The organism is Butyrivibrio sp. WCD3002 (genome assembly GCF_000424265.1).
Taxonomy (GTDB): Bacteria; Bacillota; Clostridia; order Lachnospirales; family Lachnospiraceae; genus Butyrivibrio.
Genome location: NZ_AUJO01000002.1, coordinates 175,258 through 189,888, shown reverse-complemented (window position 1 = coordinate 189,888; position 14,631 = coordinate 175,258). Strand labels below are relative to the sequence as shown.

Here is a 14,631-nt window from a genome sequence, read left to right as displayed (position 1 = left end):
TTGATTTTACAAGTTTTACTGAAATAACATGATAAGAGGATAATTAGTTGGAATACGTTATCAGTGCTTTTTCGAGTATAAAACAGAATAAAGGACGAACACTTCTTACAATGCTGGGGATCATCATTGGTATAGCGTCAGTTATAACGATACTTTCTATTGGTAATGGAATGAAGGCGTATGTAAATTCAAGCCTTGATGATATGTCAGCAGGCGGTGTTACCATAAATATTGATAAGAAAAAAACTGACAGATATCTTACTATTGAGGATCTTAATACCATTAAGGAGGCTGTTCCTGAAATACTTGGTGTAACGATGAATCTTAGTTCCGGTGCAACCATAAATGTTAAGGGAAATGATTGTTATGTGGGACTTAACGGCGGAACTGCCGACATCTACAATGAGGTCACATCAGGCTTTTATGCGGGCAGGTTCTTTAGAGAGGACGATGTTGAGATGGGGTCTGCGGTGTGCGTTATCGCTCAGCGGGATGCCCTGTTGATTTTTGGAACCTACGACGTTCTTGATAAAGAATTTACTGTTGAAGCCGGGGCAAAGAGTATTGATTTAAAAATAATCGGCATTACTTCAAGTACTGATGCTGAGCTGCAGTCTGCCTATGAGGCAATCAAAAGAGGTGAGCAGAGTTATTATTATTACAGCCTTTATGTTCCCTACACAGTCCTCAGCAATAGTTTGGGGCTTAATAGTGATAAGCTTGATGGTTTCAAATTCTATACCACACCGGGAATGGCAGATGAGATAGCCCTGAAGGCTAAAAGTGTCACCGAGAATATTCTTGACCTCAGAGGTGAAAATGCTGTAAAGATTCAGTCCTTTGCTTCAATGGCAAGTACCTACAACAGAATATTGAACGTTGTTACCATGGTAGTTGCACTTATAGCAGCAATATCACTTATTGTAGGTGGTATCGGCGTTATGAATATAATGACGGTTACCGTAACTGAGAGAACAAGGGAAATCGGAATAAGGAAATCTCTTGGAGCAAGAACCCAGTACATACTTCTTCAGTTTCTTACAGAATCTGCAGTTATCACGCTGATTGGCGGATTTATCGGATTTGTAGGTGGAGTTGCGTTTACTGCCATAGTAAGGAATTTCATGTCTTTCCCGCCTGTGATCAATGCATCGGATGTTATTCTTGTTGTACTGATATCTATAGGAGACGGCCTTTTCTTTGGAATTTATCCCGCAAGAAGAGCTGCAGCCCTTAATCCTATAGATGCACTTCGCCAGGAATAAAATGCATTAATAAAAAGTACAAAAAATGCGTGTAAATGGTTTAAAAATCACTGTTTTTAAGAAGTAAATAATGCCATAATATCAGTATGTGATTTTATATGATAATACCGATGTGGAGGTTAAAAAATGATTTTTTCTAATGAGAACGGGGCTCTTGTTGCAAAGAGACAGGGTGAGACTCTCCGTATAGAAGGCTGGGGAGATGATTCATTTCGAGTAAGAAGTACCATGTATCCTGAGTTTACAGGTAATGACTGGGCTCTTACAGAGAAAATTGACGTAGCCAAGACCATAGTTACGATAACAGAAAGAGAAGACGGACCCTTTGCAGAGATTTCTAATGGCAGGATTAAAGCTACAGTGAACTTTGCAGGAGTTATTACTTTTTATAAGGATGACGTTCTTTTCCTTAGAGAGTATTTCCGCAATTATGGCGGTACAGAGTCTAAGGAGAGCAGATGCCTTAAATATGTAAACAGAGATTACAGACCCTATGTGGGCGGAGATTATCATCTCACTGTTAAGTTTGAAAGTAACGACGGTGAGAAGATTTTTGGTATGGGACAGTACCAGCAGCCTTACACAGATCTTAAGGGCTGCGTTTTGAATATGGAGCAGAGAAATTCACAGATTACTGTTCCTTTTGCAGTATCAAGCTTTGGTTATGGATTCCTTTGGAATAACCCGGCAGTTGGACGCGTAAGCTTTGGAATGAATTTCACCGAGTGGGTTGCAGAGTCCACAAAGGAGATGGATTACTGGTTAACCGTTGCAGATGCGCCCAGGCAGCTGCTTGAAAATTACACAGCAGTGACAGGAAGAGCACCACAGTTCCCGGAGGATCTTATGGGACTTTGGCAGTGCAAGCTTCGCTACAGAACTCAGGAGGAAGTACTTAAGGTTGCACATGCCTGCAAGGATAATGATGTGCCTATCGATTGCATAGTTATCGATTTCTTCCACTGGACAGTTCAGGGTGACTGGGTATTTGATGAGACCTATTGGCCCGATCCCAAAGCAATGGTGGATGAACTCCACAGCATGGGTATCAAGGTAGTTGTTTCCGTATGGCCTTCAGTTGATAAGAGAAGCGTGCATTTCTACGACATGTTAGAGAGAGGACTTCTTTTGAAAAATGAGAGAGGCAGTCTTCAGAACTACGACTATCAGGGCGACTGCACGATCTTTGATGCCACCAATCCCGAAGCAAGACAGTACGTATGGGATGTCTGCAAAAAGAATTACTACGATCTTGGTATAGACATGTTCTGGCTTGATAACTCAGAGCCTGATCTTGTTAAGTATGACTTTGATTCACTTAGATATTACCTTGGCCCCGCACTTGAAGTTACTAACATCTATCCTCAGTGCTACAGCAGATTGTTCTTTGAGAACATGAAAAAGGAATCTGATAAGCCTGTAGTTAACCTTCTTCGCTCTGCATGGGCAGGAAGCCAGAAATATGCCAACGTTGTATGGTCCGGAGATGTTCCCAGTACCTTCGAGGCTTTCAGAGATCAGCTGGCAGCAGGTCTTAACATGGGTCTTGCAGGTATTCCCTGGTGGACAACAGATATCGGCGGCTTCATGACAGATGATGTAAACGATCCTGATTTCAGACAGCTTCTTATCAGATGGTATGAATTTGCAGTGTTCTCACCGGTTCTTCGTATGCATGGAGACAGAGGACCCTATGATATTCCCCCTCTTGATAACAGAGATTTTGGTGGCGGCTATCTCCACACAGGTCAGGACAATGAGCTTTGGAGCTACGGCGAGGAGAACTTCAAGATCATGAAGGATCAGCTGAAGCTCCGCCATGAATTAAAGCCCTACATCAAGTCACTTTATGAGGAAGCAAGTAAAAACGGATCACCTCTTCTTAGAACTCTGTTCTATGAGTTCCCTGAGGATAAGAAGAGCTGGGAAGTTTACGATGAGTACATGTTTGGTGACAAGTACCTTGTTGCGCCAATCATGGAGCTTAACAAATTTGAGCGTGAGGTATATCTCCCCGAAGGAAAGTGGGAAGATATTCGTGACGGGAAGACCTATGAAGGTGGCTGCGTAATTACCGCTGCAGCTCCCATCGAGTCAATTCCTGTATTTAAGAAAGTATGAGAAAAAAGTTTAGACAACTGATCTCACTGATTATGGCAGTCTGCATCCTTTCAGGATGTGGGCTGCCTTTTGGTGACTCGGGCAAAACTGAAGGGGAAAACAAATATCCTGAATTTCTTACCATAGATGTTTTTGATACACAGGCAAATACCCAGGGACTGCAGAGGGGATGGTTTGCCCATATTGTCAGAGAAAAATTCAATATGCAGCTAAACATCATATCCCAGAATCAGGATCATAACGGCGAAGCAACCTACGAGACCATGAGAGCCTCCGGAAAGCTTGGAGACCTTATCATGACAAATGTGGATGACGGCAGGCTTTCCGAGATGGTGAGAGAGGGACTTGTTCTGGATATGACCCCATATCTGGAGAGATGCGAGAATCTGAAAAAATACAGAAAGCAAATTGAGGCATCCTCTGCTTATGCAGGAGTTGACGGCCTGTGGGCTATATCCAGCGAGATATCGGAAAATGCAGCGTCTGAGCCCTCTGACTATGACGAGACAACAAACGCACCCTTCATCAGGTTTGATCTGTATAAACAGCTTGGGTATCCTCGTATTTCGACATTTGAGAATCTCCTTCCCGTTCTGAAGGAGATGCAGAAAATTGCAGGAAAGAGTGACTCCGGAGAAGATGTGTATGCCTTTAGTCTTTTCAGGGACTGGGACGGCGGAGCCATGCAGAATGCAGGAGCACTTACAGCATTATACGGATATGATGTTCAGGATTTTGTACTTTTAAATCCTGTTACCGGTGATATTCAGTCAATCGCTGATAAGGATTCCATATATTTCAGAATGTTGAAGCTTTTATTTGATGCCAATCAGATGGGGCTTGTTGATCCGCAGTCTCCTTATCAGAATTATGAAACCGTTGCATCTAAGGTAAAAGATGGAGCAGTCCTGTATACATTTTGGCCCTGGATGGGTACGTCTTTATATAATTCGGACGAACACCTTGCCCAGGGAAAGGGCTTTGAATCAATAGTTGTCGAGGATGCCAGCTATCTTACCTGGGGCAATGATCCGGACGGAAAACAGAGCTTTTCTTTGATGGTAGGAGCAAATACCAAGGACCCTCAGAGGCTGGTTGATTTTGTAGACTGGCTGTATTCTCCTGAGGGAATAGAGTGCTGCGGATCTCCCACAGGAAACTTCAGAGGACCTGAAAATCTCACCTGGGAAATGACAGATGACGGACCAAAGCTTACTGATTTTGGCGTAGATGCTTTTATCAATATGAAGCCTGATCTTCAGGTGCCTGAGGAATTTGGCGGCGGAACCTGGACAGAGGGAGTATCTTGGCTCAACTTTAAACCCTTAGATAAGCAGGAGGTGGATGAGAGAGGTAATCCCTACTACTATGGAATGTGGCAGGACTACCGCGACAGAACAGCAACCCACATCTCCGATGACTGGAAGGAGCATTACAGAACACAGCTTACGCCTATAGGATATTTTGAGGAAAAGGGCATGATAACCGTAGTTCCGGGAACAGAGTGGGCCCAGGAGGAATATCCTGATTATTTAAAAACCGTGCAGGAACAGTGCAGGCAGACCATAATAGATTATTCCTGGAGAATGGTCTTTGCCGAGAGTGAGGATGAGTTTTTCAGATTAAAGGATGAGCTTCTTGGAACCATCAAGAGACTTGATTATGACAGCTTCCTTGAATTTAATATTGAGAATGCCAAAAAGAGATATGAAGTCCTGAAGCAGGCAGCAAAGGAGTCACCATGAGGCGCCGGGGCAGTGTTGGCAGGCAGATGTACAGCGTGCTTTTCTTTGCCATAGTTATTCCTATCGGAATCATTGGCATAATTGCAGCGGTACTGCTTGTCAGGCAGATGAACCAAAGATATGAGGAGCAGATAAAGGCTGAAAACACCAGAGTTAAGTCTATCCTTTTTGATGTAACTTCAAGCCTTTATACCAATCTTGAGCCCATAGTTTCCCTGCAAAGCTATAGAGATTTATTGTCGGGAAGCACCTTTGAGGGATTGCAGCAAAGTGAGCTTGATGCTTTGAACAGAGATATTTCCTCACTTAGAAGGACGACGGCTGCTATCTCATCAATTGCTGTTTATACCAATAACCCTGCTATTCCATCAGGGGACCTTGTTATAAACGTGGGACCAAGCGGAAATGAAGCTGTGGGAGATGATGCCGATAAGGCAGCAGGCAGCGGTACTGCAGATGACCCCTTTAGCAGGTTTGAGTGGTATGGCGGAATCGATCCCTACGCATGGGATACCTACACCTGTATGCATGTTCCTTTAAATGAATATGAGGATGCCTACGAGCTTACTCTGGTAAGGCGCTTTAATACAGGTAATTCGGGAAACAGAGCCTATGCGGTTGTCACCATCAGCAGCAACTATCTAAGGAACAGATTATTAACCACTGATAATTACATGCTTGTGAGTCTCTCAGGATATCCGGCATTTTTTGCATCAGAATATGACGAGCAGGGAATAGAAATGCCTGAAGCTGCCACGGCAGATCCTGATGATTACAACTATCTTGGTGATATGATGCTGGACGGAAGAGTTGCCCTTACCTATGTTTCAAGCTTTGTGCCCTATAAGGCCGATAATAGATTTTTTGTTCTTATAGGCGACTATGATGCCCACGACATCGTAAGGTCGATTTTGAGAAACTATCTCATTGTGCTTCTCCTTGCAATAGCAGGACCTGTAATAGCTATTTTCCTTTATTCCAGGTTCTTTACAGCAAGGGTATCTGCACTGAGAGAGGCCATGCACAGGGCAAGTACCGGGGACTATGACATAATTGAGAGCCTTTCCGGAGATGATGAGCTGACTGATACCTTTAATGATCTTAAGCTTACTACGGAAAAAATCCGCGAAAATGAGGGCAAATACTACGAAGCACAAATCCGTGAGCAGCAGCTTATAAACATGCAGCAAAACATGGAATTCAAGATGCTCTCGGAGCAGATAAATCCGCACTTTTTATACAACACCCTTGAGGCCATAAGAATGCAGGCGATAAGAGGCGGAGATAAAAATGTGGCCACCTCCGTGAAATTCCTTGCAAAGATAATGCACTATGTCCTTGAAAGCACGGGAAGAAGTGTATCAACTCTTGATGATGAGCTTAAGCATGTGGACAGCTACATGCAGATTCAAAGGCTTCGCTTTGGAGAAAAGGTAAACTGGAATTTTTATATAGCAGAGGACTTTGATCCTAAGAAATACCATATATTGCCGCTTCTTTTGCAGCCAATAGTTGAAAATGCAGTGAGTCACGGCCTTAAGGATATGGACAGAAACGGTCATGTCAGCGTGATCGTAGAATATGAAAGAAGTGAAGCACCTGAGAAAAAGCTTCTTATAACCGTAAACGACGACGGACTTGGAATGAGCCCTGAGGAGGTTCTTGAGTTAAACAAATCTCTTGAAATAAAGAAGTCGGAAACGGATGAAAAGGGAGCCGGAAGTATAGGACTTTACAATATACATCAGAGGATTAAACTCTATTATGGAGAAGGCTATGGCCTTTTGATAAGGTCTCGGGAAGGAAAGGGAACCAGCGCTGTTCTTACCCTTCCCGCTGATGACAAAGGAATAAAACAACGAGATGAAGAAACGGGAGGAAAACAGGATGAGAGACAAAAAGAAGCTTTTAATGGATTGCATGAATAAGGCAATTGAAGATAAAGAGCTGGCAGGCCTTAATTACCTTGTACTTGAAAACGGCGAGGAAAAATTTTACGGAGAAGCAGGCTATGCCAATATTGAGGAGAACAGAAAGTTCCAAAGAGATACAATCGTAAGACTTTACTCACAGAGTAAGCCTATAACCGCAGCTGCGGCAATGCTTCTTATTCAGGATGGAATCATTGAGCCCTACGAGCCTGTGGGAAACTATATTGACAGCTTTAAAAAGCAGGAGATCGTAGAGGGTGGTGTCAGAAGACCTGTAAGAGAGGATCGTCCCATGTTTATTAAGGACCTTCTTGATATGACATCAGGCCTTGTTTATCCCTTCACTGATACTCCCGCAGAGATAGGAACCGGGGACCTCTACAATGAAATGATTGAGAGGTTTGAAGGCGATAACATGATGAGCACCATGGAGTTTGCAGAGAGGCTGGGTCAGCTTCCTCTTAACTTCCAGCCAGGTGAACACTTCCGCTACGGAACCAGCGCAGATGTACTTGGCGCTGTAATTGAGAAGGCTTCAGGAATGAAGTTTGGAGATTTTCTTAAGGAGAGGCTTTTTGATCCCCTTAACATGAAGGATACAGCTTTTTATGTGCCTGAGGAAAAGCTTTCAAGATACGCTACACCTTATCACTGTGGCGGAGAGGAGCTTAAGCCCTACAGCGGAAATAATTTAGGTATCAGGGATGATGCTAAAGAGAATGCCTTTGAATCAGGCGGAGCAGGACTTTTCTCCACAATCGATGATTACGCCAACTTTGCTAGAATGCTTATGAATGGCGGAAGCTTCGAGGGTAAGGAAATTTTGTCTGAGAGAACCGTGAAATTTATGACAAGTCCTCAGCTTACAGATGCTCAGCAGCAGGATATGCTCTCATGGCAGGCCCTTGGCGGATTCTCCTACGGCAATCTCATGAGAATCATGAAGAACCCTGCAAAGTCAGGAACAATTGTAGGAGAAGGAGAGTACGGCTGGGACGGCTGGCTTGGACCTTACTTCTGTAATGATCCCGAGAGCAGACGTACAGTTCTTATGCTCACACAGAGAGTTGACTACGGCACAGGAACTGTCACAAGAAAGCTTAGGAATATTGTATGCTCATGATCTTCAAAAACTCAAAGACCTAAGGTAAATAACGTATATAAATTCAAAGCCGCTGTGTTTGTTTCAAACTGAAGCAAATGCAGCGGCATTTATTTGTGATAAAGGTGTTTGGTTTTTCTTTCTATTTTTCTTCAAGTTTTATGACTCTTTTATGTACAAAAATTAGGGTGTTTTTAATCGGATTCTGAGGGTGCTGAAAATCCTCCCAAAACCCTAGAATGATTATTGTCAGATGATAACTGGTGTCTGGTCAGTTTAGGGGAGGGGAATATAGTGTCTAAGGAAAAAGTTACGAAAATCGTATACTATCCGTATCGGATAATTTCAGTTTTTCTCTTGATAATCCTGTTTTTTCCGGGGCTCAATGTAGCAAGGATCAGCGGACTTATCAATCGAAGCACATCGCTTCTTACAGCAGGTTTTTCTTACGGAAATCTCATAGCGAATTTTGGAAGAGCCTTTAAAAAGGGATGGGTCATGGAATCAACCATGCATCTTCTTAACATATCAAGCCTGTTTATCTGTCTTGGAATAATGGCCTGTGCCATAGGGGCATGCCTTTCTCTGGGTAACAGAAAATGCAGATTCGTTGGAAATCTTATAAGCACAGTGGGAGCAGTGGTTTCTGCCTTTTCAATGTGGGGTATCTGGTCAGCATATTTTCAGATTGCTGCAACAACAAAGCCTTCCAAGGTTGAACCTATGTTCCAGAATTTCTACTACATCATGGTGGTGCTTCTTATCGTAATGGTAATACTTTCTGTACTTGAACTGGTATTTGTCGGAAGACCTTCTAAGGATGAAAAGTTTGAGATGGAAACAAGGTTCAAGCTTTTCCTGATGTTTCTTCCGTTTATCATTTTGGCGTTTGTGTTCTGCTATTTGCCACTGTATGGATGGAGATATGCCTTCTTTGATTACAAAGCAGGAGACACGCTTTCAATGGACAGCTTTGTGGGCTTTAAATGGTTCGCTCAGCTGGTTCGAAATAAATCCACCACAAGAGACATCATCAATGTAATGAAAAATACTCTTGCAATGAGCGGACTTGGAATTGCCACAAGCTGGATGCCTATGGCCTTTGCAATTTTTCTTTCTGAAATTAAGAACAGCAGATTCAGAAGATTTGTTCAGACCTTTACAACAATTCCCAACTTCATAAGCTGGGTTCTGGTTTTTGCAATCGCCTTCTGTATCTTTTCAACAGATGGATTTATCAGCTCACTGATGATGAATCTTGGGATCTGGACCGAGGGTAAAAACTTCCTTATGAGCGGATCTCACACATGGCTTAAGATGCTGTGCTGGGGACTTTGGAAGGGACTTGGCTGGAGCGCCATCATCTATATTGCAGGAATTTCCGGAATCGATCAGCAGCTTTATGAAGCGGCTACCGTTGACGGCGCCGGAAGATTTCAGAAAATGTGGCACGTGACAGTACCGGGGCTTATGCCTACCTTCTATGTGCTTCTTCTTATGGCAGTGGCCGGAATTTTGTCAAATGGTATGGATCAGTACCTGGTATTTGAGAATTCATCCAATACCTCACAGATCATGGTGCTGGATCTTTACGTTTACAAGATGGGTATCGTCAAAGGTGCAATTCCGCTATCGACGGTGGTTGGAATGCTTAAGTCAGTAATAAGTGTGACGCTTTTGTATGTAGCCAATACGATCAGTAAGGTTCTCCGCGGAGAGACCATTGTATAAGAGGGGAGAAAAATGAGCGTATCTGAAATAGCAAAAAGAGAAGCGAAAGCTGAGAGGGAGTACATGAAAAAGCACAAAAGTGCTATCAGGCAAAAGCCCTCTGACATAGTTTTTAATGTGATAAACTACTTTGTTTTCGCAGTCTTTACCCTGGTATGTATATTCCCATTCTATTACCTTTTCATAAACACCATAAGTGACAATGAACTGGTGCGGAAGGGCCTTATAAATTTCGTTCCAAGAGGAATACATTTTGAAAACTACATCCGTCTTTTGCAGGTTAATGACCTGTTTGGATCCTTTGGAGTAACACTTGCAAGAACTGTTTTGGGAACACTTCTTATGGTTCTCGCATCAGCCTTTGTTGGATATCTGGTTACTCAGCAGGACATGTGGGGGAGAAGCTTTTGGTATAGATTCCTTGTTATAACCATGTACTTTAACGCGGGAATAATTCCCTGGTATCTGAACATGGCAATGCTGGGACTTACAAACAAGTTCTGGGCATACATAATTCCGGGAATTGTTGCTCCCTACAATATCATCCTTGTAAAGACCTACATAGAATCGGCCATACCGGGAGAGCTTCAGGAAAGTGCATCCCTTGACGGTGCATCACATCTGAAAATATTCCTGACAATTATATTGCCGCTCTCAAAGCCCATTCTTGCTACCATAGCAATCTTTGGCGCGGTAGGACACTGGAATTCCTTCCAGGATTCACTGATTTTGATGCAGTCTGCACCGCAGCTCTATACACTGCAGCACAGACTTTACATCTACCTTAATACCACAAGTAATCTGGCAGCGCTTATGAGCGCAGGAAGTACTTCGGGAATCAGTAAAAGTGTGCTGGATTCAGCACTTAACGGCAAGGTAATCAAATACACAATAGCAATGGTAACAATCATTCCGATCCTGTTGGTATATCCTTTCATGCAACGCTACTTCGAGAAGGGCATAATGATAGGAGCGGTTAAAGGTTAAGAACACAACAATTTCAAAAAGGGAGGTTAGTGAAATGAAATCAAAGAAAGTTTTAGCACTACTGATGGCATCGACTATGACTATGTCAATGGCAGCCTGTGGTACCAGCAATCCTGCGGGAACTGTTGCAACAGATACTGCAGATGCTGATGATGCAGGGGATGCTGCTGAAGAGGCAGCTCAAGAAGCTGCTGAGGAACCGGAAGAGGCAGCGGAAACCACTGAAGAAGCAGCTGCAGATGAGGCTGAAAGCAGCGAGGATGCAGGTGATGCAGCTGATGCTTCAGGGGATTTAGAGGCAGACTTAACTGACATCATTCCTAAGGAGACAGTTACACTGGATGTTTATGATCAGCTGGCAAACTACTCAGGTGAGCAGACAGGCTGGTTTGGCAAGATTATGCTTGATAAATTCAATGTTAAGCTGAACATCATTCCTGAAAACGACGGTGTCTATGACACACGTATGGAGTCCGGTAACCTGGGTGATCTTGTTATCTGGGGACAGGACGGAGATGACTACCAGCAGGCAGTTGATAAGGGAATGCTTTTTGACTGGGAAGAGGATGATCTTCTCACAGAGTATGGCCCTTACATCAAAGACAACATGCAGGCAGCCCTTGAGAAAAATAAGGGAATTTCTTCAGACGGTAAGCTTTACGGCTTTGGTTTTGATGTAACACGTTCAGCAGAGGATCCGGGCTCATTCATGTATACATGGGATCTTCGTTATGACCTTTATGAAGAGATCGGCTCTCCTGAGCTCACTGATTTTGACAGCGTTGTAGACTGCCTTGCAAAGATGAAAGAGGTTTGCCCTACAGATGATAACGGCAATCCTACATACGGGGTATCTCTTTTCAATGACTGGGACGGCGACATGGTTATGTTCGTTAAGTCAACAGCAACAGCTTATTACGGATATGATGAGTTCGGACTTGGACTTTATGATCCAGGCACCCAGACCTTCCATCCCGTACTTGAGGAGAACGGACCTTATCTGACAGCTCTTAAGTTCTATAACAAGCTCTATCAGATGGGACTTCTTGATCCTGATTCACAGACACAGGGATTTAACGGAATGCAGGAAGACTACCAGAACGGTACAGCATTCCTTAACGTATTTAACTTCATGGGATCAGCTCTTTATAACACACCTGATCACCTTGAAAGCGGAAAAGCAATGTTCCCTGTAAAGCCTTCAAAGGCTACACCTATCCGCTATGGTCTTAATGTTTACGGTGGTAACAGAATCTGGTCAATCGGTGCAAACACAGAGTATCCTGAGCTTTGCATGGCTATCATTAACTGGCTCTCAACTCCCGAGGGACGCATGATCTCTGAGTATGGTCCTAAGGACGTATGCTGGTACTATGATGAAAACGGAAAGACCTGCTTCACAGATATCGGACTTGCATGCAAGACAGATATTTCCACAGAGATGGGTAACGGCTATGACGGAACTTATGATGACGGTTCCTTCAAGATGAACAACTCAACATGGTCACTGGATGCTCCTAACCCCGACAGTAACGGCGAGACCTTCAACTACAGAAACTGGGAAAGCTTCTCAACAGAGGCAGGCTCTGAGATTGAGCAGAAGTGGAGAGATTTCGCAGGCGCTGATACACCTGATGAGTACCTTGATAAGTATGATTATGTTCTTTCACCCGGAACAATGTACACCGGCGGCGTTCATTCAGATGAGCTCCAGGTTGTTTGGGATCAGGTATCAACCTGCGTAAAGGACAACACATGGAAGGCTATTTATGCTTCATCTGATGAGGAATTCGATTCTATCGTAGCAGATATGATTCAGCAGGCAGAGGAATATGGCTATGCTGAGTGCGTCGAGTTCCAGGAGAACGAGGCAAAGCTTCGCGCAGCAGCAGAAGATGCTGCTATGGCAGAATAATAACCCTCTTTAAGGCGGAGGCTGCGGTCTTAATGGCCGTAGCCTTTTCCTGCTTTTTGGCAAAAGGTTATTTGTTATTTTTTCAGTATACCTAAAGTTATTATGATAGAATTATTCTAAGATTATTTGGAAACGAAACGGAGGAAATCCGCGTGGAAACAGTACTTATTGCGGATGATGAGGAAAACATACGAGAGGGTATAAAGCTCATTATCGACTGGGAGGAGCTGGGATTTACAGTTGTGGGAGATGCCTCAAACGGTGAAGAGGCACTGATGGCCATAACTAAATTGCAGCCTTCTTTGGTTGTGATGGATATGCAGATGCCCAAGGTCCATGGAATGGATGTGATAAAGAAATCAAGAGAACAGGGTTACACGGGGTATTTTATAATTCTTTCCGGTTACTCTGATTTTTCCTATGCAAGAGATGCCATAAAAAATAAGGTAACAAACTACATCACAAAACCTGTGGATGAGGATGAGCTGTATATCACAGTAAAAAGAATAAAAGAGGAAATTGATAAGAATACAAGAGAGGATCTTAAGTCCGGCAAAATGCAAAGTAAAGCAAAGGGCGTCGTGGCAAGAGAGCTTCTGCTTGGAACTTATTTTGACAATATAGATTCAAAGGCCGGCGAAGAACAAAAGGAAGAGCTGTCGGAGCTTGGCCTTTTACAGAATGCCTATCAGGTAGTTATTTACGAAACTTACCACAACATACTTGGCAAGGCTGAAGGAGATAAGAAGGATTACAGCTTTACGGATATGCTTGGGACCTTTCTTGAAAATGGCAGCTATGAGGTAGTTGTTGAGGAAGGCCATAACTGCATTTTGCTAAAGGGCAAGGCTCAGATTGCAAGATTCGAGGATTTTATTTCGCATTATGAAAAGCAGCCCATAGAATCCGGCAGTCCCCTTGATATGCTCTTTATTGCCATGGGAAAAATCGCATATTCTCCGGAGGAAATAAATGACTCCTATGAAACCGCAAAGACCCTTGCCAAGCGGAGATTTTTCTGCGAGGAGGGAGCGCATTTTACCCACGAATACAGCGATATAATTCCTGAAAGTAAAAGCGATAAAGAGGATGTAAGAAAGACGCTGACAATATACCTGGATCAGATTTTTGATTCGGTGATAAATGGAAACAGATCGAAGCTTATCAATGTACTTGAGGAGATTTCCGATTACGTAAAGGGGCAGGATATAGACAGCTCCGATGTATGCCTTTATGTGACAGAGCTTTTACTCAAGATCAAGGACAGACTCACCAAGCAGTATCCCATGCTTTCTGATATTTTTGACTCCCATGCCGGAATCATTGAGTTTATAGAGAGCAGATTTTATCTGTATGAGATCATGCAGTATGTCAGTGATATTTTAGGAAAGGTCATGGACAGACTTCACGATCATGTGGGCTCCGAAAATATAATTGATGACATCATTTCATATACTGACAGGAATTACATGCAGCCCCTTACCTTGGAGGAGCTGGCGGCAGAATTTGGTTATAACAGCGGATATCTCGGAAGACTCTTTACCAGGACCACCGGCACCGGCTATAACTACTATCTTAACGAGTGCAGGATTAAGAAAGCCAAGGAGTTTTTATCCGGCGGAAAGTATAAGGTATACGAAGTGGCTCAGATGGTGGGCTACAGCGACGTTGATTATTTTGGAAAAAAATTCAGAAAGCATGCCGGTATGACTCCCGCTGAATTCAGAAAACATAGCATGAATGAGAACTGAAAATGACTAAAAACAGCCAAAATCCGGTCCTGTTTTAGAAGTAAAAAAACCCCTCAATAAATATATTCTTATGCTATAATATT

The 14,631-nt window shown here is 43.2% G+C and carries 9 protein-coding genes; all 9 read left to right on the top strand.

The window, feature by feature from the left end:
- The first annotated feature begins 47 nt into the window (after window positions 1–47).
- The 9 genes from G608_RS0104230 to G608_RS0104190 all read left to right on the top strand — a co-directional run bounded on the left by G608_RS0104230 (window position 48) and on the right by G608_RS0104190 (window position 14,548).
- On the top strand, window positions 48–1,265 hold the full coding sequence (locus tag G608_RS0104230; protein WP_026494986.1) for an ABC transporter permease: 1,218 nt from the start codon (window positions 48–50) through the stop codon (window positions 1,263–1,265).
- Between the two features lie 126 nt (window positions 1,266–1,391).
- Window positions 1,392–3,386, top strand: coding sequence for a glycoside hydrolase family 31 protein (locus G608_RS0104225; protein WP_026494985.1), 1,995 nt, complete (start codon window positions 1,392–1,394; stop codon window positions 3,384–3,386).
- Window positions 3,383–5,131, top strand: a complete 1,749-nt coding sequence (locus tag G608_RS0104220; protein ID WP_026494984.1) for an extracellular solute-binding protein — start codon at window positions 3,383–3,385, stop codon at window positions 5,129–5,131. Before G608_RS0104225 ends, G608_RS0104220 begins: the two co-directional genes overlap by 4 nt.
- On the top strand, window positions 5,128–7,059 hold the full coding sequence (locus tag G608_RS19835) for a sensor histidine kinase (RefSeq protein ID WP_026494983.1): 1,932 nt from the start codon (window positions 5,128–5,130) through the stop codon (window positions 7,057–7,059). Before G608_RS0104220 ends, G608_RS19835 begins: the two co-directional genes overlap by 4 nt.
- A complete protein-coding gene (locus tag G608_RS0104210; RefSeq protein WP_035794650.1) occupies window positions 7,019–8,185 on the top strand; it encodes a serine hydrolase domain-containing protein in 1,167 nt (388 codons plus the stop codon). Before G608_RS19835 ends, G608_RS0104210 begins: the two co-directional genes overlap by 41 nt.
- 273 nt (window positions 8,186–8,458) lie before the next feature.
- A complete protein-coding gene (locus G608_RS0104205; RefSeq protein ID WP_155833211.1) occupies window positions 8,459–9,895 on the top strand; it encodes an ABC transporter permease subunit in 1,437 nt (478 codons plus the stop codon).
- Window positions 9,896–9,907: 12 nt separating this feature from the next.
- On the top strand, window positions 9,908–10,882 hold the full coding sequence (locus tag G608_RS0104200; RefSeq protein ID WP_026494980.1) for a carbohydrate ABC transporter permease: 975 nt from the start codon (window positions 9,908–9,910) through the stop codon (window positions 10,880–10,882).
- A 34-nt stretch (window positions 10,883–10,916) separates the two neighbouring features.
- On the top strand, window positions 10,917–12,797 hold the full coding sequence (locus G608_RS0104195; RefSeq protein ID WP_026494979.1) for an ABC transporter substrate-binding protein: 1,881 nt from the start codon (window positions 10,917–10,919) through the stop codon (window positions 12,795–12,797).
- 152 nt (window positions 12,798–12,949) lie between these two features.
- Entirely contained in the window at window positions 12,950–14,548 is a 1,599-nt protein-coding gene (locus G608_RS0104190) for a response regulator transcription factor (RefSeq protein ID WP_035794647.1), read from the top strand.
- Window positions 14,549–14,631: the final 83 nt, after the last annotated feature.